This is a genomic window from Psychrobacter sp. UBA2514, assembly GCF_002341255.1.
Taxonomy (GTDB): domain Bacteria; phylum Pseudomonadota; class Gammaproteobacteria; order Pseudomonadales; family Moraxellaceae; genus Psychrobacter; species Psychrobacter pacificensis.
In genome coordinates this window covers 110015-132538 of record NZ_DDNS01000002.1, presented here as the reverse complement: position 1 = coordinate 132538, position 22524 = coordinate 110015, and the positions used below count along the sequence as shown (strand labels likewise).

At 43.5% G+C, this 22524-nt stretch carries 15 protein-coding genes and 1 pseudogene; 8 read left to right on the top strand and 8 right to left on the bottom strand.

All coding sequences use genetic code 11. The features are described from left to right. Positions 1-37 precede the first annotated feature (37 nt). The 4 genes from lpxD (at position 38) to B3V51_RS00530 (ending at position 4266) form a co-directional block, all read left to right on the top strand. Positions 38-1054: a UDP-3-O-(3-hydroxymyristoyl)glucosamine N-acyltransferase gene (lpxD, locus tag B3V51_RS00545; protein WP_058023666.1), complete on the top strand. Its 1017-nt coding sequence runs from the start codon at positions 38-40 to the stop codon at positions 1052-1054. A 52-nt stretch (positions 1055-1106) separates the two neighbouring features. After that, positions 1107-1643 (top strand): 3-hydroxyacyl-ACP dehydratase FabZ, encoded by a 537-nt coding sequence (gene fabZ / locus B3V51_RS00540; protein ID WP_058023665.1) that lies wholly within the window; start codon positions 1107-1109, stop codon positions 1641-1643. Between the two features lie 173 nt (positions 1644-1816). Continuing rightward, positions 1817-2596, top strand: a complete 780-nt coding sequence (gene lpxA / locus B3V51_RS00535) for an acyl-ACP--UDP-N-acetylglucosamine O-acyltransferase (protein ID WP_212563727.1) — start codon at positions 1817-1819, stop codon at positions 2594-2596. A 317-nt stretch (positions 2597-2913) separates the two neighbouring features. Beyond that, positions 2914-4266 (top strand): sodium-dependent transporter, encoded by a 1353-nt coding sequence (locus B3V51_RS00530; protein WP_071003465.1) that lies wholly within the window; start codon positions 2914-2916, stop codon positions 4264-4266. A gap of 124 nt (positions 4267-4390) precedes the next feature. On the opposite strand, the gene tgt is transcribed toward B3V51_RS00530, so the two are convergent. After that, positions 4391-5542 carry a tRNA guanosine(34) transglycosylase Tgt gene (gene tgt, locus B3V51_RS00525; RefSeq protein ID WP_212563726.1) on the bottom strand — a complete coding sequence of 384 codons (1152 nt, stop codon included), beginning with the start codon at positions 5540-5542 and terminating at the stop codon, positions 4391-4393. Positions 5543-5641: 99 nt separating this feature from the next. Here tgt and B3V51_RS00520 point away from each other — a divergent pair. Then, a pseudogene (locus B3V51_RS00520) lies at positions 5642-5953 on the top strand (SOUL family heme-binding protein). Between the two features lie 109 nt (positions 5954-6062). Here B3V51_RS00520 and asd read toward each other — a convergent pair. Then, entirely contained in the window at positions 6063-7196 is a 1134-nt protein-coding gene (asd, locus tag B3V51_RS00515) for an aspartate-semialdehyde dehydrogenase (RefSeq protein WP_286707769.1), read from the bottom strand. Between the two features lie 455 nt (positions 7197-7651). On the opposite strand from asd, the gene B3V51_RS00510 reads away from it, so the two are divergent. Then, positions 7652-8782 carry an endonuclease/exonuclease/phosphatase family protein gene (locus B3V51_RS00510; protein WP_212563724.1) on the top strand — a complete coding sequence of 377 codons (1131 nt, stop codon included), beginning with the start codon at positions 7652-7654 and terminating at the stop codon, positions 8780-8782. 534 nt (positions 8783-9316) lie between these two features. On the opposite strand, the gene B3V51_RS00505 is transcribed toward B3V51_RS00510, so the two are convergent. Together B3V51_RS00505 and B3V51_RS00500 are read right to left on the bottom strand one after the other, a co-directional pair. Beyond that, positions 9317-10711: a peptidylprolyl isomerase gene (locus tag B3V51_RS00505; RefSeq protein ID WP_212563723.1), complete on the bottom strand. Its 1395-nt coding sequence runs from the start codon at positions 10709-10711 to the stop codon at positions 9317-9319. A 156-nt stretch (positions 10712-10867) separates the two neighbouring features. After that, positions 10868-13912: an LPS-assembly protein LptD gene (locus B3V51_RS00500; protein WP_212563722.1), complete on the bottom strand. Its 3045-nt coding sequence runs from the start codon at positions 13910-13912 to the stop codon at positions 10868-10870. 379 nt (positions 13913-14291) lie between these two features. Between B3V51_RS00500 and B3V51_RS00495 the strand changes: the two genes are divergently transcribed. Together B3V51_RS00495 and murU are read left to right on the top strand one after the other, a co-directional pair. Next, positions 14292-15407: an aminoglycoside phosphotransferase family protein gene (locus tag B3V51_RS00495; protein ID WP_414706357.1), complete on the top strand. Its 1116-nt coding sequence runs from the start codon at positions 14292-14294 to the stop codon at positions 15405-15407. A 49-nt stretch (positions 15408-15456) separates the two neighbouring features. Beyond that, the gene (gene murU / locus B3V51_RS00490) at positions 15457-16200 is read left to right on the top strand and encodes an N-acetylmuramate alpha-1-phosphate uridylyltransferase MurU (protein WP_212563720.1); all 744 of its coding nucleotides are present in this window, start codon (positions 15457-15459) and stop codon (positions 16198-16200) included. A gap of 194 nt (positions 16201-16394) precedes the next feature. Here murU and B3V51_RS00485 read toward each other — a convergent pair whose 3' ends face one another. The 4 genes from B3V51_RS00485 to B3V51_RS00470 form a co-directional block, all read right to left on the bottom strand. After that, positions 16395-16544, bottom strand: a complete 150-nt coding sequence (locus B3V51_RS00485; RefSeq protein WP_156770998.1) for a hypothetical protein — start codon at positions 16542-16544, stop codon at positions 16395-16397. Positions 16545-16636: 92 nt separating this feature from the next. Then, positions 16637-17653, bottom strand: coding sequence for a cytochrome d ubiquinol oxidase subunit II (cydB, locus tag B3V51_RS00480; RefSeq protein ID WP_212563719.1), 1017 nt, complete (start codon positions 17651-17653; stop codon positions 16637-16639). Then, positions 17653-19131, bottom strand: a complete 1479-nt coding sequence (locus tag B3V51_RS00475; RefSeq protein WP_212564536.1) for a cytochrome ubiquinol oxidase subunit I — start codon at positions 19129-19131, stop codon at positions 17653-17655. Before B3V51_RS00475 ends, cydB begins: the two co-directional genes overlap by 1 nt. Before the next feature lie 467 nt (positions 19132-19598). Beyond that, positions 19599-22070, bottom strand: a complete 2472-nt coding sequence (locus B3V51_RS00470; RefSeq protein ID WP_212563718.1) for an esterase/lipase family protein — start codon at positions 22068-22070, stop codon at positions 19599-19601. Between the last annotated feature and the right edge of the window lie 454 nt (positions 22071-22524).

Here is a 22524-nt window from a genome sequence, read left to right as displayed (position 1 = left end):
CCGTTTTATATATAACAATAGTCTATTAATAGTCATTATGATAACGATTGAGCAACTTATCACTCGGATTGAGCAGCGTCAGCCCATTATCAATAAGGCTGATATTAGTGCTGAGCAGTTACGTCACCCATTCAACAGTGTTGGAAGTTTAACTACTGCTGACCAAAAGCAGCTAAGCTTTTTGGCAGACCCTCACTATATCTCTAGTTTGTCCGGTAGCCAAGCAGGTGCAGTATTGGTCACCCAAGCGTATCGTGACCAAGTACCTGAGTCGGCCTTAGCGTTGGTTGTCTCTGACCCATACCTAGCTTATGCCAGCGCCAGCCAACTATTTGCCCGTCAGTCACTATCTGCTGGAATCCATCCTAGTGCTGTGATCTCTGATAGCGCTGTGATTGGTGATGAGGTTAATATTGGTCCTTTTTGTGTCATTGGCGACTATGTGCAGATAGGAGCGCGTAGCTCACTTGATGCCCATGTAGTGATTGAGGCGCATTCTGAGATCGGTACTGACAGTGTTATCAAGTCGCAAGTGGTTATTGGCCATGATTGTGTCATTGGCAATTATGCAAGATTGCATGTGGGTGCGAGCATTGGTGCCGAAGGGTTTGGCTTTGCTCCTACCAACAACCCTAGTGTTTCAGGCTGGGAGCGGATCGCTCAGCTAGGCCGTGTGATTATTGGTGATCATGTACGCATTGGTAGTCACACCTGTGTCGATCGCGGCGCCATTGATGATACGGTTATTGGCAATCATGTTATCATTGATAATTTGGTTCAAGTTGCTCATAACGTACGTATTGGTGACGGTACTGCCATTGCCTCCCAAACGGGTATTGCCGGTAGTACGACGATAGGTAAACGCTGCATTATTGGCGGTGCTGTTGGTATCACAGGGCATATCGAAATTACAGATGATGTGGTTTTATCAGGTATGACCATGGTTACCAAATCTATAAAAACTGCTGGTTCTTACTCTTCTGGAACTGCTGCTATGCCAACTGCTAATTGGCGCCGTGCAGCGGTACGCTTTCGTCAGCTTGGTCGTGATTAATGCGAACACATACAAACAATAAACATCCAAAACATAGCAAGGAAGCCTCATTATGAGCAATGACCATATAGATATCCCAACTGATGAAGACATCAAAAGCTTGGCTGAGCAAGGTCTTACCCTGCCACTAACGTATCATACGATTAAGCATTATTTACCACATCGTTATCCTTTTATGTTGGTCGATAGAGTGGTCGCTTGTACACCAGGAGAGTGCATTACGGGTATCAAAAATGTGACCATTAATGAAGAGTTTTTTAATGGGCATTTTCCTGACGAGCCAATCATGCCAGGGGTATTGATGGTAGAGGCAATGGCACAGGTTTCAGGCATACTTGGGTTCATTACCGCAGGTCTGACTTCAGAAGATGGCTATCTGTATTTGTTTGCTGGTGTGGATAAAGTGCGTTTTAAGCGCCGAGTCATTCCTGGTGATCAACTCACCATTCGTGCCAAGACAGTGATGCAGCGCCATGGTATTTATAAGTTTGATTGTACGGTGCATGTCGAAGACGAACTTGCTGCGAGTGCTCAAATCATGATTGCGCGTCAAGAGCAGCAAAAAATCAAAGACAGTAAAAGTGCCTAAGTTTGTAATAAGTTAGCATTCATAAAGCGCTATATCGAATCGATCTTCACAATTATAATGAGCTATTATATTGATATTTAACAAAGCAGCGGATATTGGCCTCATTCATGAAGCCAAACTGGCTGTATTTGGCTGACTATTTATTTGCATTAAATGATACAAGGGCCCACATCATGAGTCAGATTCACCCTACAGCACTCATCTCACCATCTGCACAGATTGATGAGACTGCCATCATTGGTCCCTACTGTATCATTGGTGATGAAGTGTCAATTGGACCACATACTGTGTTGCATAGGCATGTCGTTGTCACAAAGTTGACGCGTATCGGTGCACACAATCAATTCTATCAGTTTGCGAGTGTTGGAGAGGATCCTCAGGATCTAAAGTATGCAGGTGAGCGTACTTGGCTTGAGATTGGCGATCACAATACGATTCGCGAAGCTTGTAGCCTACATCGCGGTACTGCACAAGATAGTGAGCTAACCAAGATAGGTAGTCATAACTTGTTGATGGTCAATACTCATGTGGCGCATGATTGTGTGATTGGCGATCATAATGTGCTGGCAAATAATGTTGGTGTTGCAGGTCACGTGACTATCGGCAGCCATACAATCATCGGTGGCAATTCAGGTATTCATCAGTTTTGTACAATAGATGATTACAGCTTAATCGGCGGTGCTAGTTTGATTTTAAAAGACGTCGCAGCGTTTACGATGGTGTCTGGTAATCCAGCAAAAGCTCATGGTCTAAATATCGAAGGCATGCGCCGAAAAGATTGGTCGAAAGAAACCATTGATGTCCTACGCCAAGCGTATCGTACTATTTTTAGATCGGGTCTGACGACAGCGCAAGCTTTAGAGGTTCTGCAAGGTGAGCTACTATCTCAAGAGCCAAAAGTTCAATTGTTGATTGATTCACTACAAAAAAGTCGTCGCGGGGTGGTGCGTTAAACGCATATTGAGCTACGATAGAAGCTAGGCTAGATAGTCGTTTTTTACAGTTTTAATCTGCCTAAATTTTATTAATAAAAGATAATATTGCTAAAAGCCATAACCAATTGTTATGGCTTTTTATATTTATGAGTGCTTGACTTTTTTGGTCGCTTAGCAGAAACTGAGCGTTTATGATATTGTAAACAATTCTTTCTTAATGTTACGGGGCACTCCATATTGAAGTGTTTACTAAATAGTTTGATAGTAGTAGTGACTATTTATGATGATCAAGGAGGATTGTCAGTAGCGTTATTTGAAGTACGAGGACGCAAAAAATGGCTATCAATAAACAAGAACATGCGCAATGGAGCTCAAGTTTTGGCTTCGTGTTAGCGGCAGTAGGTTCAGCAGTAGGTTTGGGAAATATATGGAAGTTTCCATATATGGTGGGTGAGAGCGGTGGTTCAGCTTTCGTTATCGCTTATTTATTCTGTATCGCGCTAGTCGGTTTTCCAATATTAGTTGCTGAATGGCTCATTGGTCGCCGTGGACAAAAAAACCCAGTCAACACGTTTGCGGATGTGGCTGCTAGCGAAGGTAAATCTCGTAGCTGGACCATCGTTGGTGCTACTGGTATTTTGGGTGGCTTTTTAATTCTATCCTTCTATAGTGTGATCGGTGGTTGGGCACTTAACTATATCACCAAAGTGGCGTCAGGCAGCTTTACAGGTCAAGATAGTGATTCTGTGGCTGCGACCTTTGATGCGATGCTAGCATCAGCCGGTACATTGACGATTTGGCACACTGTATTCATGATTTTAACGGCCGTTATCGTTGGTATTGGTGTAACGAGTGGTATCGAAAAAGCAGCCAAGATTTTGATGCCACTGTTGGGTGTGATCCTTTTCGTTATCGTTGGTTATAACATAATGAATGGGGGTTTTGGTGAGGCAGTTGCTTATTTGTTCACGCCAGACATGAGCAAGCTGACGGCTGACGTTATGCTTGCAGCATTAGGTCATGCCTTCTTCACGCTATCGATTGGTATGGGCATCATGGTTGCTTATGGTTCGTATTTGGGCCGTGAAGTGAACTTGCTAAAAACTGCACGTACCGTTGTTATTTTGGATACGGTTATCGCTTTGGCGGCTGGTTTAGCCATTTTCCCAATTATCTTTAGTAACGGTCTAGATCCTGCGTCGGGTCCTGGTCTGATCTTCGTCAGCTTACCGATTGCTTTTGGTAGCATGAGTGCGGGTATTATCATTGGTGCATTGTTCTTTTTGCTTATTACCTTTGCAGCTGTCACCTCATCTATCTCATTACTAGAGCCAACGGTTGAGCTACTAGAAGAGCGTACGTCGATGAGCCGTACCGTATCGACTATCGTTGCCAGTACTGTGATTTGGCTATTAGGCATTGCCGCATTGCTATCGTTTAACCTATGGTCTGAATTTACTATTATGGGTAACGGTATCTTTGATGCCCTAGACAAGATTACCAGTAAGTTCCTGTTACCTCTAACAGGTCTTGCGGCTATCGTATTTGTTGGTTGGAAAATGGATCAGCGTAGTATTCAGCAAGAGCTTGGTTTATCTAATGCGACATGGCAGCTTTGGCAAATTGTTGCAAAATTCATCGCGCCAATCGCTGTGATCGTGGTATTTGTTACCTCACTGATGGGCTAATAGTTATTTACAATGATTTAGACATGTAAATCATTGAGTGATAAAAGCAGCACACATAAAAAGGGCTTAAGAATTATCTTAAGCCCTTTTTATGTCTAATAATATCAATAAATACTAAAATGGATTAACGCAAGTTTAACTCAGGAATGGTTTGTCCACGCTTATTATAAAATTCGCTAACGAATTCATCAAACTGGTCTTGCTCGATGGCATCTCTGATACCTTGCATCAAACGTTGGTAATAGCGTAAGTTGTGAATGGTGGCTAGCTGAGCACCCAGCATCTCTTTACATTTATTAAGATGATACAAATAAGCACGGCTAAAGTTTTGGCAAGTGTAGCAGTCACATTCAGGATCTAATGGGCCTTCATCATTGCGGTATTGGCTATTGCGGATACGTACCACACCAGCATTGTCTGCATCGCCCGTCACAAAGTAATGGCCATTACGCGCGTTACGAGTTGGCATCACACAGTCAAACATATCGACGCCGCGGCGTACGCCTTCAACTAAATCCTCAGGCTTACCAACGCCCATTAGATAGCGCGGCTTATCTGCTGGCATATCATCAGGCAGGTAGTCTAGGACGTCCATCATCTCTTCTTTTGGCTCACCAACCGAAAGACCGCCGATAGCATAACCATCAAAGCCGATATCTAGCAAACCTTCGAGTGATTGCTGGCGCAAATCGGGATACATACTGCCTTGTACGATACCGAATAATGCGTTGGTGCTACCCAGTCTATTGTGCTCATCAACGCAGCGTTGTCCCCAGCGTAGTGATAGCTCTAGAGATTTCTTTGCTTTATCATGAGTCGCTGGATAAGGGGTGCATTCATCGAACTGCATGACAATGTCTGAGTTCAAGCTGTACTGGATTTGCATGGATTTTTCAGGAGAAAGAAATACTTTGGCACCATCGATAGGCGATTTGAAGTTAACACCTTCTTCGGTAATTTTACGCATTGCACCCAAGCTAAAGACTTGGAAGCCGCCTGAATCCGTCAAAATAGGCTTGTCCCAATGCATGAACTTATGCAAGCCGCCAAATTTATCAATCACTTCCGTACCTGGGCGTAACCAGAGGTGAAAAGTGTTGCCTAAAATGATATCAGCACCAATGGCTTCGATATCACGTGGCAGCATACCTTTGACCGTACCATAAGTCCCAACAGGCATAAAGGCAGGCGTCTGCACGTCGCCATGATTGAGATGAACGGTGCCGCGGCGTGCACGCGTTGCACCGCTGGCTGTTTTATGTAAGACAAATTGCATATGTTAACCGATATATGAGCTATGAAAATGGCGCTAATTATAGCATTGTTAGGGATTTTTTGGATATTGATATTCATTCTGTCAATATAGTCAGTCAGTATGCAGCAAGATGACGGAAAGTGGCGCGTACAATTCGCGATGCCCAGTAAATATACGATGGAGACGTCACCAAAACCAAATAACCCAGAAGTCGAAATCGTCGAAGTACGAGCTCAAAATTATGACATTATCAAATTCTCAGGATTTACTGGAAGTGATAAAGTAGATAAAAGGACATAAGAACTGCGAAATTGGATGCAAAGCAAACATTTAACGCCTACAGGTGAGCCAGAATTGGCACGTTACGATGAGCCATGGGCATTGCCATTTTTACGTCGTAACGAGGTAATGATTGCGTATGAGCAAAAGTAATACAAGGATACTAGGGCATATAGTCATTGTTCTTAGCCATTTAGGTTCTTGACCGCACAAAAAAGACAGCACTTGCTGTCTTTTTTATCTGATATTTTGGTTATTCGATTTAGTTGTTTTGCTCACGAATGATATTCAGCATACGGCGCAATGGTTCTGCTGCGCCCCACAGTAGCTGATCACCAACCGTAAAGGCACCTAGATATTCAGGACCCATTTTAAGCTTACGTAAGCGGCCTAATGCAACTGTTAATGTACCAGTCACTGCGACTGGCGTTAAGCGATTCATAGTGGCTTCTTTGTCGTCTTCGACCAAGTCTAACCACTCGTTGCCGCTATTTTTTAGGGCGGCTTCAATCTCTTCTAGAGGGATATCTTTTTTGAGCTTGATGGTTAGACCTTGTGCATGGCAACGCATTGCCCCGACACGTACACACATACCATCGATAGGAATCGTGCTAGCTTCGTCATTACCAAGAATTTTGTTAGTCTCAACACCGCCTTTCCATTCCTCTTTTGACTGCTTATTTTCTAACTGTACATCGATATAAGGAATCAAGCTACCGGCAAGCGGCACACCAAAGTACTGTGTAGGGAAGTCTGCTGAACGCTGTGTCTGAGCGATTTTCTTATCAATATCAAGAATGGCGCTAGCAGGGTTGGCCAGCTCATCTTGTACAGCGTCATGCAAAACACCCATACCTGAGATAAGCTCACGCATGTTATTGGCACCAGAGCCACTAGCCGCCTGATAGGTCATCGCGCTGACCCATTCGACCCAACCTTTATTAAATAACTCACCGATAGCCATCAGCATCAACGATACGGTACAGTTACCACCGATAAAGTCTTTTTTGCCACTGGCTAGGGCGTCATCAATGACGCTGCGATTGACTGGATCAAGAATGATGATGCTATCGTCTCGCATGCGTAGCGTACTTGCCGCATCAACCCAATAGCCAGTCCAGCCACTATCACGTAGTGGTTGGTGAACTTTTGACGTATAATCACCACCTTGGCAAGTAATAATCACATCACAGGCAGCGAGTGCTTCAATATCATGAGCGTCTTTTAGTTGGCCAGTTTTAATACCGTCGAATTTTGGCGCATCACCACCAGCATTACTGGTTGAAAAAAAGACAGGCGTAATACCGTCAAAGTCATTTTCTTCTTGCATACGTTGAATCAATACTGATCCTACCATGCCGCGCCAGCCTACCAAGCCTACTGTTAAATTACTCATGAAATTCAGTCCTATTTACAATTATTTGTTGCATCACCAACCGATAACAATGCCGTGAATGGTACAAAAAAGCAAGGCGTTTTGGCTATTATTTACTCGTTTTCCATACACTATTAACTATGTGTACTATAACTTTACGTTATTATTAGAGTCGTGCTTAGGTATTGGCAAAATATATTTGGTTGCCTATAAAGAATAAGGCTTTCGATAAAATACTTATTATTTTGATTGGGTAGGTATTGTAAATTTTTATGGCAGTTGTTGCAGAATCGCGACTCATATATAGGCGAAAATCTTATGAAATGCTAAAGTAAGCTTCTAGCATTCATACTTGACGTCAGTTCAGTTAGAACTCAGTTCAGTTAAGATAATGATGTGCGTTGTCATGGAATGAATGGCACAGCACATGTCATTATTGGCCCCATTATCATCTCAATAAACGGTTATCACATACTATGGATCTCTCACTATTATATTACAGCTTACAATGGCTAGCAGGATTCATCGCGTTTGTAACGATCTGGGGTTGGGTGCCACTGGATAATTGGTGGGTACGTGGCGTCGAATTCCCACGCATTCAGATAATGGTACTGGGCATTATTGCTTGGATTGGCATGATCATGTTTTTCTCAGAGTGGCAACTGGGACAATGGTTGTTATTTATAGTGCTTAGCATCACGTTAGCGTTCCAGTTAAGAATGGTATTGCCGTATACTAAGCTATGGAAAAAAGAAGTTCAAAAAGCGAAAAATAAGCCAGAAGGGGAAGCACATCAATTAAAAATCATGGTGTCAAATGTATTAACACCCAATAATGAAACACAAAAATTGGTTGATTTGGTCAAGCATAGACAGCCCGACATTTTAATTACGCTTGAAACTGATAAAAAATGGGAGAAAGCCTTACAGCAAATTGAGTCTGATTATCCATATACAGTGAAGGTTCCGCTGGATAATCTATACGGTATGCACCTGTACTCTAAGCTTGAGCTCATAGATCCTGAAGTGAAGTACCTAATGATTGATGACATACCTTCTATTCATACGCAGTTACGCTTGCAAGGTGGTCGAGTGATTTGGCTATACTGCTTGCATCCTATGCCTCCAAGTCCAACTGAGGCTGATAAATCTACCACGCGTGATGCTGAGCTGTTGATGGTTGGCAAACACATCAAAAAAAATAAGCAAACCGCGATATTGGCTGGTGATCTCAACGATGTGGCATGGTCAAAAACCACGCGCCGCTTTCAGCGTATTTCTGGGCTGCTAGATCCTCGTATTGGTCGACACTTTATCAACACCTTTCATGTCAAATATCCGTTTCTGCGTTGGGCATTGGATCACATTTTCCATAGTGCTTGCTTTACAGTAGTTGATATCAAACGTATGCCGTCTATAGGATCTGATCATTTTCCTGTCATGACGACTTTACAATATGAGCCAGAAGAAACGAGTAAGCAAGAAGGTAACGCTCCTACTGCAGAAGCAGAAGATGTAGCAGAAGCAGATAGCAAGATTGAAGAAGGTAAAAAAGAAGGCAAGAAAATGTCAGATGAACGCAAACAAGCGCAAGGCAGTTTTAGTTGATAAGAAGTGCGACGTATAGGTTAAAGTTTACTCTTATAACGTAAGCATATGCTTACGTCAAATAAGGTCTTTAGCTTCTATTCGTACCAAATTGATTGTCCTATAATACATTCATCAACACAAGGATACGCAAGGATGCAGTGTTGAGACGGTATCAATAAAAGAACAGGTCAGCCCGCTGTCTTATACGTTACTGTTTATGACTTAGGATGAGTCAACATGGAAGAGAGATAATAACAATAACATGAAGCACTGAAGCCCCGAACCAATCGCCCTAGGTTCGGGGCTTTTCTTTGTGCATCCTCTATCGATTTGTAATATTCTTGCTATAAACAGCTAAATAGATTGGTTTAACCGTCTGTTAAGTTAATTGTACTTAGGCGGTTTGCTATCCATTATTCTAATTAACTGGCAGTTAATTTCTAAATAAAAAAAGGGTATATGCATTGGCATATACCCTTTTTCTGTGCAAGCTAATTAGTATTATTAGCGTTCAGTGTATTAACTTATGACCAAGCAGTTGAACGTAAGTCTTTAACCGAGTACTTGGATGTAAGCACCTGCACGCAATTCTTGCAACCAGTCTTCTTGTGCTTGAGGCGCTAGGCGTTGATACAAAGCTTGGCGTGCCATATTGCGACGATATTGCTCGCTCACATCCTGCTGACGCTTACCGTCAACCTTTAAAATATGCCAGCCGAATTGAGTTTTGAATGGAGCAGAGTAGTCACCAACGGCTGTGTTTTTCATTGTGGCTTCAAATGGAGCCACCATATCTTCTTCACTGACCCAATCAAGATCACCACCGCGTCCAGCCGATCCTGGATCGTCTGAATAGGTTGATGCTAAGGCAGCAAAATCAGCGCCATTACGCAGTTGCTCATACAAATCATTAATTTTCTGTTCAGCCAGTGCATCTGTCTGTAACTCATCGACTTTTACTAAGATATGACGAGTGTGCCACTGCGGAATCAGCATGGTATCACTGGCTTTTTTATCAGCCAGCTTAACGATATCGATACCTTCAGGCGTTAGTAACGGCTCACTAACTGCACCAATATCGAGATTGGTAATTTTGCTTGATAGCTCTGTCGGCAGGGAGGCCGCTTTGTGAAAGCCCATATCGCCACCTTGAATAGGGATAGGATAGCTACCTTGGCTTGCAGCAACAGCTTCAGAGACATTGACATTTGGTTCAAGTAAACGAGTACGCAAATCCTGTGCAACTTTTAGCGCTTCCTCACGTTGAGCTGCTGACAGACGGCTGTAGTCATCTATATAAGGAACGCGTACATGCACAGTTTGGTATTCACTTTGGTTCAAACGTTTTGCTTCAGGCGACGCCAAAAATGCATCAATATCTTGCTCGCTAATGCGTACTCGGCGACTGATTTGACGCTGCTGCAGCTCTTGAATAGCAGCATCTTCGATCAGTTGAGCACGTAATGCGGCATAACTACCAAGACGCGCGGCATCTAAGCGTTGCTGTAATGCTGAGATGCTATTAAGCCCTTGAGATTGAGCAATTTGAGCAAGGCGTTGATTGATCTCGGTCTCATCAGGAGATAGGCCGACACGTTTTACCATTGATAGTTGCAATTCACGCAAGATAAGCGCGTTTAGTACCTCAGACTGTAGTTGTGCTGAGTTTGCAATTGGCTCGCCTGCCGCTTGTGCACGGGCTTGGGTTTGTGTAATGGCATCAACCAATTCGCTCTTCAAGATAGCGTTTTCATTGACCAAAGCCACGATGCCATCAGTACTATTGGCAGGTGTCAAACGATCGACGGTATTTTGTCCAGCCGGATTCGACGTTTGTGCTACTGCAGGTGCCACCGTGGCTGCTTGAGCGCTCAAAGTGAGCGTAAGGCTGACCCCTATAGACAGTAGTACAGCGCGGCTGGTTTGACGTAAAGAAAAAAATCTCATGATGCTCCTCATCAATGTCATCGCATCGGATGGTAGTTGGTCAACACGATCCAATACTTTTAATCATTAAATACCCGACAGTGTTGTCCATAATTGGATTGTAGATAGTGCTTTATACATTTTTATATAAATAATATTTTACTTCAAAAAATCTCGTTAGTCTTTCCATGCAGTTTGGACAGGTTCAAAGCCTAATATCTTATCAGAGAGCAATCGTGTTAAGCGGCTACTGCCACTACCAAGCCCATTCAACCGTATCTCTGCCATAACCGCTTGTGTTGGTTCATCTTTGACGTTTAAGTCATTATAGTAACGACGACCATAAACTGCAAAACCAAAGCAGCAATCTTCATAATCAACGCCGATAAGTGAGTCGAGCATCTTATTACTATTATAGTCATATTGACCTTGAGCCAATATCCGCCAGCTATTGTTGATAGGGAAAACAGCAGAGGCGGTAAATGCGGACAATGGCAACTGATCCGTATTTTCATCACGCTGACGCTTGACATAGCCCACATTGAACAAGCTATTGTCTGATGGCTGATAACGTAGCTCAGTCGTGATATAGCTCAAATCATAGTCGTTAGTCAGCGCACCACTCACATCAACCCAAAAATTATTGTAAGGTTGGGTGCTGGTATCCCATACCATGCCTGAGGAAGAAGAGTTGAAAACTCGTTGTTCATCATCAAGCGTGACACGACCATCATCTATATAGAACTGTTCTGCAATGCTACCATCAAAACGTGTCACACCCGTTGCATCGATGTAACGATAATTGACACCAGGCGTAATAGAGTGCAGATCCTGCAAGCGGTCATGGCCTAAAAACCAACTGTCTGAAAATAGCTGCTCATAGTTAATAGACGCAATACGAGTATTAAAGTTAGGAATATCATTTTGGTTTTTGTACGGTGAATACGTGTATTTCACCCGCGGGCTAAGCAGACGATAGCCACCCATGGTGTCATCAAAAGCGCCAAAGGGTGAGCCTGCTTGGTAGAAATTCAGACCTGCATCAATACTGGCTTGTGGCACAAATACGGATTGGCTACCATCTTCTTCACTGATGTTATTGTCTGCCAAGCTGTCTTCATCATAGGAAGTATAAAGGTGCTGTAGGCTTAGCTTCGGTCTAATATAGCCCCAAGACTTCTCCATCGGATAGACGGCACTTATTTTGTTATAAATGCGTGCGCCGCTCTTTTCATCCTCAGAGCCATCATCAATAGACTTCTTAAAATAGGCAGAATCATGTACACCAGTGATGTCAAAGTTCTTCGCCCACGGCAGTCGATAGTTGAGCTTTAGTTGTGGTAGGCGTGAATAGGGTTTGTCTTTATCCTCTAGAGCCTCACCATTATCAGTAAACGCATCTAACGTTTGAAAGGTTTCTACTTTTAACTCACCATCGACGTAATCATTATAATAATTAACTCGAGCACGCCTTGGTAGGTTGATGGTGTTATCTGATAAACCTAAGGTATCAAAATCATCAAGATAGTCTGCATCTGATACATAGCTATATTTGGCATCACCACTTAATCGCGGAATACTTTTCGATGACCAATAATGATCATAAAAAAAGCTTTTACGATCTTCGTCATTATATTCTTTGTCATTAGGCAAGTATGAACCGTTAAAAATGCCTTCTCCATAGTTTTCGGTCAAATAACGAAACTCACCTGAGAGCATAGGATTACGATCAGTATATACATGCGTATTGAGCGTGGCATCGTAGTTGGGCGCTAGGTTGAAGTAATAAGGAACATCAATCTCAACACCGCTCTTACTACTCACGCTCGCACTTGGTAATAAAAATCCGCTGCTACGACGACTGTCTATTGGGAAGTTAAAGTAGGGCAGATAAAAGACCGGTACGTCAGCAATGCGAAAAGTCGTATTATAGGCTTCACCGCGCCCTGTATCAGTATTCAAATCGATACTTTTGGCATCAAGTTGCCATTTACGGTTGGTGGGTGGACAGGTGCTAAACATCACCTCGTCCAACTCGTACTCACTATCATTGGGCTTATTCAAGCGTTTAGCGTAGCCGTGTGCTTGTAGCCCAACACTAGCAAAAGCCACATCGTTGGCTGTTGATTGTCCAGTTTCAGTATTATAATTTAAGCTGTCTGCAACCCCAATCAAACCATCTTTTTTTGCTCTTTCATTAAAGCTGGCTTGAGCGTTGCTCGGTGCATTGCTACGTTGCAGTGATTGTCCTGTCGCCTGATCGGTAAACATGACTCTACCTTGTGCAGCAGCCACGCCATTGCTTAGATCAATCACAACTTTCTCTGCTTCGATATGCTGGGTGCCCTGATCGACTTTCACATTACCTGATAGCTCAGCATAGTTGATATTATTGTAATAACCGTAGTCTGACTCTGTGAATAAAGGTGCTTGATTGTTGGGAATACTGTCGACATCAGGTACGGGTTGTCCATTTGCACCGCCAGCTTCATTCACAGCACGCTGATAATTAGGGTTGCTCTTTGGATAGACCCATTGACCTTCACAGCGTTGTGCACTATCTATAGCGTTTGGCAATAATCGTAAGTTTTTACCGACTTTTGTAATGGTCTGCGCTGTAGGCGCTAAAGTACTCTGTATGTTATCTGACTCAGCATCTTCTATATTATCCACGTCATTTGAGACAGGAGTCTCTGGTGTAAGCTCATAGAATTCTGCCAAACGCACTAGACTGTCTTGAATGCTCTCATCATTGATATCTAGCTGGCGGTTATCCGCTACGGTATTTTCAGGTGTAGCTATAGCATTAGCGCGTGTGTCGCGGCTTACCTGATCGCTATCTGGCATATTTGATGGTTGTGTCGAGGCGGTATCAGAAGACTCATTAATCTCTGTGATATTCAAAACATCATCGGAGGCGCTGTCTTCTAACTTAGCATCGCTTGCGAAACGGGTGTCATCAAAATCAGAGGCAGGAGTCGCTCTTTGAGAATTATCGAGCTGTGAGCGCGCGTCTTTATAACGGATATCGTTGTAATCACTGCTTTGAGTGACATTACTGTTATTGGTATCAGGAAGGTAGCTGCTCGTACTACCAGCACTTGATGGCTCAGTTGTCTGTGTGTCAGCATCGTTGATGGCAGCATTAACCGTTAGGCTAGATAAGCCTAAGGCACCAAATAAGATCAAACGAATGCTTTGGTAAAGCGGAGAATATAACAAGGGCACACCTATGATTGCAGAGCCTATTGGATTGCGATACTGAATTGCATAGTCGTATTATTCAACAAGACCAAGTTGTTAATGAACGGCTAAAAAATCACTCATCGATAGCGTCATCTCAAGAATTTGGCTGTTTTACATATAATGACGACTAATCATAGTCAAAAAAAACCAAATCAGCTACACTATTTACCAAAATTTATAATATAGCCAAGCTGCTTTTAAATGAGCTAAAAATTTCAGCTTATCGTTAAATTACTGAATGATATCTTGATATGTCTACTAACGCAGTTGTTGCGGCTTAAGATATGACCATTTTAGCAAGTATTTGCCTGACTTATCACTACTTTAATTATTTATGATTTATATTTAACCTGTGATGCCCATTATGACTGATAAAACCACTATAGAGCCTGACATGACCGATAACAATAACGACAATCGCCAACAACAACTCGAGCATTGGTTGCAGCAAGTATTTGTAGATAAGCCCTTTGATCTAGACAGTTTACCGGGTGACGCGAGTGCGCGCCGCTATCATCGCATTCAACTGCTAGAGGCTGACGGATCAGGAGATACGCGTCATATCGTCATGGATTCTGCTGATGAGCAAGATGCCATGCGGCAGTTCATCAATGTTGCCAAACTCATGTCGCCTGCAATCAATGTGCCGACGCTCATCGCACAAAATTTAGAAAAAGGTTTTTTGGTGCTACAAGACTTTGGTGCAGTAGAGTTTGCTCATTTGCTGAATGATGCAACACCAGAGCAAATCAATGACTACTATCAACTTGCCATGCAGACGTTAGTAGCGCTGCAAACGGTACCAGTCGAGACTGCAAAATCTCAGTATCAGCTGCCAGATTACGATACGGCGTTATTAGATCGCGAAATGAATCTGTTTAGCGAGTGGTTTATCCCTTATATCGGCGTAGAGCTGAATGAGGAGGTGTGGGAAAACTTAAAATCGGCACTCATCAATGAAATCCTGCTACAGCCACAAGTCATTGTGCATCGCGACTATCATAGTCGTAACCTCATGCAAGACCAAGCGGACACATCGCGCTTGGGTGTGATTGATTTTCAGGATGCCGTCATCGGCTCTTATACTTATGATTTAGTATCATTGGTACGCGATGCTTATGTTGAATGGCCAGAGCACCAAGTATCTGCATGGATTAACGACTTTTGGCAGCTACAAAAGCAACAATTTCTAACCACAGCCGATAATGTGGTTCAGCTTGAAAACGACGTTAATGTAATGGGCGTACAGCGTCATTTAAAAGTACTAGGGATTTTTATTCGATTATCTGAACGCGATGGCAAAGATCGCTATTTGGGTGATATTCCCAAAGTCATGCGTGATTTAATTATTGAATTAAACTGGCTGGCTGAACAAGGTAATGACGCGACCAAGCATGCCGTCCTACCTTTTAATCAATGGCTAAAAGATGCTGTTCTACCTGCATACAAAGGTAAGTTTGCTTCAGCCTAGATGATGCTTAATCAAATTGATAAACTAAATAATAAAAATAGGAGTAAGCATGTCTAACTCGACGATTACACAAGCCATGATTTTGGCTGCTGGTAAGGGCACACGTCTGCGACCATTGACACTAGATACGCCCAAGCCTTTGGTCGAAGTGGGCGGTCAGCCACTTATTGTCTGGCATATTAAAGCACTAAAAGCGGCGGGTATTACCGATATCACGATCAATGCGTCATGGCTGGCGGATAAGCTGATGGATACCTTGGGCGACGGTGCGCAATATGGAGTCAAACTACATTGGTCAGTAGAAGGTGATGAGCCGTTAGAGACGGCAGGTGGCATTTTTCAGGCATTACAGTCAGGCAAGCTGCGAGACGAGCCATTTATTCTCGTCAACTCTGATGTTTGGACGACCTATGATTTTGCTCAGTTGCGAGACTATACATTAGGCGCGGATCAGCGCGCACACCTGTTGTTGATTGACAATCCAGAGCACAATGATGGTGGTGATTTCGCTATTAATAATGGTCTTGCCAGCGAGCAGCCAGTTGGCGATGCAGTCAAGTTTACTTTCGCTGGTATTAGCGTGATGTCTCCTACGTTGGTAGAGGGATTGGTATCAGGACAACCTGCCGCATTGGCGCCACTACTTAAGCAAGCGATGATCAAATTCCAGATTACTGCTGAAGTGATTACTGATAACTGGATCGACGTCGGTACAGCCGAGCGCTTGACACAAGTGAATGAATTTATTGAAAAAAACGATATCGATAATCATCAAGGTCGAGTAAATTCATAAGATAAGCAAAAATACACTGGTAAACACAAAAAAGCAGCGTTGATCGTTCAACGCTGCTTTTTTACACAGATGATTTCTATATCTTGTTCAATCTTTACCAATAGAAATGAAGAGTGAATACAAGGGCTGGTAAATTGAGCGCGTAGCACATAGGTAACGACATTGTCTGATAACCGTATTGTCTGATAACCGTGTTAAACGCCCATTGCCAGCTTAATCAATTGGGCAATCGTAAAGATCGTCAAAAATCCTGCGGCATATAAGCCCAGAAACCAAGCCCATTGTCTTTGCTTTTTACTCAGTCTTTGCTTTTTACTCAAATGTTTTTTACTGAGATTTTTCATAAAGACCTCTTATCTGACAAATTGAGCACAGGTGCCACAAAAATGTGTAGCACCTGCTTATCTCACTACTAGCTGCTTGTCATTTACAATGACTAGTACATATGTTCGTGATCAGTTTTACCCTTGAACACATAGTACGCATAAGCAGTATAACTTAAGATGATAGGTAACATGATGACCGCACCCACCAGCATAAATGATAGTGATGTATCAGTCGCTGCCGCCTCGTAAACCGTCATCTGATACGGCACAATGTATGGGAATATGGCGATACACACACCAATATAACCCAATAAAAAGAGCAATACCGTCAATAAGAACGGACGATATTCACGCTCAGTGGTCAAGTCTTTACGCATAATAAAGAACACAATCAGCGCAATAATTGGCATCGGCGCCAGATAAGGCAAGCGTCCGAGTGTAAACCAATCTTCTAGCGCATCGATGTCTGAAAAATACATAAAGATGGTCACGACAATCATCGCAGCAACCAACGCCATCAACAGCCAGCCTGAAACCTTACGCGCCCACACTTGCAAATCGTGCTCGGTCTTTAAAATGAGCCACGTTGAGCCAAGCAGTGAGTAGCCGATAATCAAAGCTACGCCGCTGACCATAGAAAATGGGGTCAACCAATCAAATGGGCCGCCAGTATACAAGCGATTGCTCGCCTCAAGACCATGTACTAAAGAGCCGAGCATCACGCCTTGGAAGAAAGCGGCCAGCAATGAGCCAAAGAAAAAGAAGCCGTCCCAAATGTAGCGATGGGTGCTCGATTTAAAGCGAAACTCAAAGGCAATACCGCGTAAAATCAAGCCCGCCAGCATTAAGAATACAGGTAGATATAGCCCTGTCATAATGATGCCATAGGCCACAGGAAAGGCAGCAAATAAGCCGCCGCCGCCCAGTACCAGCCACGTCTCATTACCGTCCCAAAAAGGCGCGATAGAGTTCATGATACGACTGCGGTTTTTGTCTGAGCCTGCAAAAGGGAACAGCATGCCACAGCCCAAATCAAAACCGTCCAGCAAGACATAAATGAATACGGCCAAGACAATCAAGCCACCCCAAATCAGAGGCAAATCCAGTACATCACCAAAGTTAAACATTAGCGTAGGCCTCCGTCATCAACGTCATCTGCGGGTTCATCGGCATCTGTAACATGTCCTTCAGGATTGCTATCGCCACTCAGCGTGCGTCCTTGACCTTCGGTTACCGAGTGCTCATAGAAGTTATCATCACTAGGATCGGTATACGGTTTCGGCCCTTGTCCAATCAAACGCAAGATATAGAAGCTACCTGCACCAAAGACAAAGGTATAGACCACAATAAAGCCAATCAAGGTGGTGGCAACTTGCTGCGCTGCCAGTGGTGACATACTCTCAGCAGTACGGATAACACCATAAACGGTCCACGGTTGGCGCCCTGTTTCAGTCACAAACCAGCCTGCCAATAGCGCGATAAAGCCAAGCGGTGTCATCATCATCCAAGCACGGTGAAACCACACACTATCAGGATTGAATTGCTGTTTTTTGAAGTATTTATAGACACTAAATAGACCCACAAGCACCATTAACATACCAATGGCAACCATAATACGGAAGGCCCAAAATACAATAATAACGTGTGGTTGGTCTTCTGGTGCCCAGTTTTTGAGACCCTTCACTTCACCATCTAAAGAGTGAGTGAGAATCAAACCTGTGACATAAGGGATCTTGACCTCATATTTATTGGACTGCGTTTCTTGATCAGGAATCGCAAAGAGACGTAATGCTGCCCCGCGCTCATCTTCCCAAATGCCTTCCATCGCAGCAACTTTAGCAGGTTGATGCTCAAGGGTATTTAGCCCGTGCTCATCACCGATTAATACCTGCGCAGGTGCCACAAAAATCGCCATCAGCATGGCCATACCCAGCATCACGCGCCCATGCTTACGATGTTCAATATGTTTTTTGGATTGCAAGTAATACGCGCCAATCCCGCCGACGACAAAGGCCGTGGTTAAGAATGCGGCGGTCATCATGTGCGCGTAGCGGTAGGGGAATGAGGGATTAAAAATAATTTCAAGCCAGTTGGTAGGATATAGCAGACCATCAGCACCAACGATAAAGCCTTGCGGCGTCTGCATAAAGCTGTTGGCCGATAAAATCCAAAAACCTGAAATCATCGTACCAATAGCCACAATCGCTGTCGAAACAAAGTGCATGCGTTTGCTGACGCGCCCCCACCCAAACAGCATAATGCCCAAAAAGGAGGCTTCTAAGAAAAAGGCCGTCAATACTTCATAGGCAAGCAGTGGCCCTAAAACGTTACCTGCCTTGTCAGAAAAGACCGCCCAGTTGGTACCGAACTGATAGGACATGACCACGCCTGAGACCACACCCATCCCGAAGACCACGGCAAAGATTTTTACCCAGTGTTTGTACACTTCAGCAAAGATAGGATTGCCCGTTTTTAGCCAACGGAACTCAAGCACCGTCAGCCAGCTGGCAAGTCCAATAGAAAAAGCGGGAAAGACAATATGAAAGGAGACAACAAAAGCAAACTGGATACGCGCAAGCGTCAGCGCATCCATTTGATCGATCATAAACGTAGCAAACATAAATGGTTACTCTTATCTGTTAGCTTCATAGCGCTGTCTTCCGTACAACGCTCAAGTAACTGTCCGTAACGGTACATAAATCAAGGTGACAATGATTACGGGCAATGGCTCTTAGTGGCGTAAAACTTTAACGACATCAGGCATAAATTGTGGCTAAGGTTACGACTCACTGTTTAGCTGAATTGAATAATTTATGTCCCTATAAACTCATATACTACAGGTATGTGCTATGCATATATTATGCGCTTCCCTAGATATACACGCAACCCATCGTATTTGGAAGCAGTATACCTTGTGGTCAACAATATCCGTCACCCTCACCCTTAAAAATAAAATTAACTTTATGAATAACAATGACTTGGGAATAGCGAGTATTTTTTCATAAAACATCTGTTCTGTTTATTACTTGCTTGCCCATGCATTAAAATGTTCCCCAATAACAAAAACACACATCATTCTTGTAACTGTTTATGCAAAATCCGTCGCAGTGTCAAAATCGTTTGTGGATTGGTTTGAATACTATGACCGCCATTGATAACTGTTTCAGAGGCGGCGCCATCTAGGTGAGCACTGGTATAGGGAACAATGCCATCTGATAAACGTTGGGTTAGGGCCTGACTGATATTTTTATCAACAGTGACGGCAGCGACCAGTGGCTCAGGAGGCAGCTCTGATGTGTCATCTGACACGCTGACACTTGCGCGCTCGTCTTTAGCGTCTTCTTCTAGCGCTTGCGATAAATCAATTTTGGCACCGTCAGGCTGTGCTTGAGCCAGTCCTTTGGTGATATCAGCATCATTGTTGGCAATAATTGAATGATAAGTCACACGGCTATTAATCGTCAGATCTTTGGTTAATTCGATGAAAGAAGATTTGTCACTGAGCTGACTGGCACCGTTTTGCAAATACAAAGCGCCCAACGGGTTTTGTGCCAGATCGCCTTGCGTGGCAATCGTTGCCAAGTTGTCAGTCACTGTTTTTACCAAACCGACTGGCAGATAGACAATGCGGCGCAGCGCACGAGTGAACCAGCGATCGGCATAATCTGTGCCACGAAATGGCGCAGACAAAAATACGGCAGTGTCTACTTGGGGCAATGAGTGAAGCTCAAACCGTTTTCTTAATTCCTTTTCACCAAACGATTCTTTGAGGGCGTCGCGTATTTGCCGCTTTTCACTGTTTGAGAGAATGTCTTGGTCATCCAGTCGGTCTAAGTCTTCAACCAGATTTTCATCGGATAGCATCATACGCGCGATGAGCGCGCCCATACTGTGGCTGACAATCACGCTATTTTTGCTGGCGCGATTTTGTCCCGTTGGGTCTGTTTGCTCGTAAGTTGTGTTGATTAATTGCTGAATCTGATAGCGACTTTCTAAAATAGGCAAATTGGTTGGATAAAATATTTGCCAAACCTGGTAATTGTCGCGCAGTTTGGGATCATTGAGAATATCGTTGGTGAGATTGACCCACGTGGCTGGGCTAGAGGCCAAACCATGCAGCATAATGATGACACGCTTGTCAGGGTCATAAGGTTCGAGCATAAACAGTTTGGGTAGACGAGCATCTGGCTGGCGCGTGATGAGGTTCAGATAGCCCACACTATCCAACTGGTTTTCTGCCAGCCACATTCCATAACCTGCCGAGAAATTAGCGGCTAATGGATAGTTATTGTCCAAAATATTAACAGTTTCAGTGCGATACGGGTTGTATAAGTGGATGTCGAGCTGGCGACTGCTCAGCACGTCCAGTACGCTATCACCACTTGGTTTGATCAAACCAGTCAGCAGTAGATGACCAGTAGGATAAATGCGTGAGCTTGGCTCGCTATCCTTTGTATTGTCACTTTCATTGGCGAAGCGACCCGATAGTGATGATGATAATAATTGGCGAATCGTGGTGGTATAGCGATCATCCAGTGAGGCAACTAAGCTGATACCTAAACCGGGACGTTTGCTAACAGAGTTCAGCCCAGAGAGACGTAGCTCGTAAGTAGAAACTAAGTCAGCAAGCGCAGAGTCTTGCTTATGAGCATTTTGCAAATAGTTGTTTTCATTGGGCAAATAGATGCCGAGGTCATAATCATCTACTTGTACTTTCATGACCTTGACTTGGTCGATCGCTTTACCTTTTAGCGGGGCTCGGTTGGCAATCGCTGCTTGATCGCTACTATTGCGCTTGGTAGAAGGGATGGTTAAGTATTCTACTTTTTTGCCATTCATCAATTTATCTGAGTTTTCGGTCGATCGATAAAGCTGTGTGATGACATCATTGCTGGCAGCGTTATAGATATCTTGGGTCTGAATATCGTTGTCAGTTGGGATGCGGGTTTGCGTGTGAGCACTACTATAACTTTCATCAGCACCCTCAAAATCATGAGTCAGACTGTCATAAAACAAATAGGTATAGCTATATTTAACCGCATCAAACAGTCTGTCCTGATAATTGTTTAAGCAAAGGTCGGTCTCTTCTTGCTGCGTTTTGGCATCGTCGTCGCTCAAAGGCGCATTGGCGTAGTATGGGTCAAGTGGTGGGCGGGCAAGTGCATTGCGGCAGTTTTGTGAGTCAGCAAGCTGGCGCGCTTTTGCGTAGTGCAGTTCTGCAAAAATTGCCAGTGCAGGTCGATAGTGTTTATTTAAAATACTGTCCGTGAGCTGAGTCAAGCACAAATCAAACCGCTGCATACAAGCTTGCTCATCAAGACCTGCTGATAGCAAGGCAGATGCCGTATCGCTGCTTAGTTGATTATCAGTGACGATATTACCGCGCTGTGCTGAGATGGTCTTGGCCGATGCTTGTTTTTCCACCGAGACGACACTACAGGCTGGTAACAGCATTGCCGCTGTCAATAATGCGACTGAGGCGATAGGCCGCATTTTTTTATTGGCTTGCGTTACCGTGTTTTTGCTAGGGCTAGCAGAAGTCATAAGTCAGTCCGGTAAAAAAAGTAGTTATGAGAAAATCAGCAATGGAAGTACTTTTGGTTATAGTAGAGTTTAGCGTAACTTTTGATATTAGACTATTTTATTTGAAAGGTTATAACCAAGCGCTATATATCGAATGACTTCTTCAAGTGATGGTTATAGTGAATTCAGTATAAAAATGATACAGTGGGACTGGGATAAATTTTTCGCAGCCTCTGTCTGCGTAGGCACAGCACGCAAGGAAAATTTAGACCAGTTCCACCTTGATATATAATGTATCTGTTTTATTTAGGATTGACTATATTGTTTTGAGATACACTTAAATTTTTGGTTAAAAAGGGCATTTATTTAGACAAAGAAAAAAGAGGTAAAGTAGAAAAAGATGAGGCTCTGTGCAGGCAGGTTTCTATTAGGCACAAAAAAGCCAGACACAAAAAAGCGCCTTTGCTTTATATTC

What these genes read in the sequence shown, in the direction of transcription:
- B3V51_RS00485 (WP_156770998.1), bottom strand. Translation starts at nt 16,544, where the DNA reads ATGAAAAATCTCAGTAAAAAACATTTGAGTAAAAAGCAAAGACTGAGT.
- tgt (WP_212563726.1), bottom strand. Translation starts at nt 5,542, where the DNA reads ATGCAATTTGTCTTACATAAAACAGCCAGCGGTGCAACGCGTGCACGC.
- lpxA (WP_212563727.1), top strand. Translation starts at nt 1,817, where the DNA reads ATGAGTCAGATTCACCCTACAGCACTCATCTCACCATCTGCACAGATT.
- B3V51_RS00530 (WP_071003465.1), top strand. Translation starts at nt 2,914, where the DNA reads ATGGCTATCAATAAACAAGAACATGCGCAATGGAGCTCAAGTTTTGGC.
- B3V51_RS00475 (WP_212564536.1), bottom strand. Translation starts at nt 19,131, where the DNA reads ATGATCGATCAAATGGATGCGCTGACGCTTGCGCGTATCCAGTTTGCT.
- asd (WP_286707769.1), bottom strand. Translation starts at nt 7,196, where the DNA reads ATGAGTAATTTAACAGTAGGCTTGGTAGGCTGGCGCGGCATGGTAGGA.
- B3V51_RS00495 (WP_414706357.1), top strand. Translation starts at nt 14,292, where the DNA reads ATGCCCATTATGACTGATAAAACCACTATAGAGCCTGACATGACCGAT.
- lpxD (WP_058023666.1), top strand. Translation starts at nt 38, where the DNA reads ATGATAACGATTGAGCAACTTATCACTCGGATTGAGCAGCGTCAGCCC.
- B3V51_RS00505 (WP_212563723.1), bottom strand. Translation starts at nt 10,711, where the DNA reads ATGAGATTTTTTTCTTTACGTCAAACCAGCCGCGCTGTACTACTGTCT.
- B3V51_RS00470 (WP_212563718.1), bottom strand. Translation starts at nt 22,070, where the DNA reads ATGACTTCTGCTAGCCCTAGCAAAAACACGGTAACGCAAGCCAATAAA.
- cydB (WP_212563719.1), bottom strand. Translation starts at nt 17,653, where the DNA reads ATGTTTAACTTTGGTGATGTACTGGATTTGCCTCTGATTTGGGGTGGC.
- B3V51_RS00510 (WP_212563724.1), top strand. Translation starts at nt 7,652, where the DNA reads ATGGATCTCTCACTATTATATTACAGCTTACAATGGCTAGCAGGATTC.
- murU (WP_212563720.1), top strand. Translation starts at nt 15,457, where the DNA reads ATGTCTAACTCGACGATTACACAAGCCATGATTTTGGCTGCTGGTAAG.
- fabZ (WP_058023665.1), top strand. Translation starts at nt 1,107, where the DNA reads ATGAGCAATGACCATATAGATATCCCAACTGATGAAGACATCAAAAGC.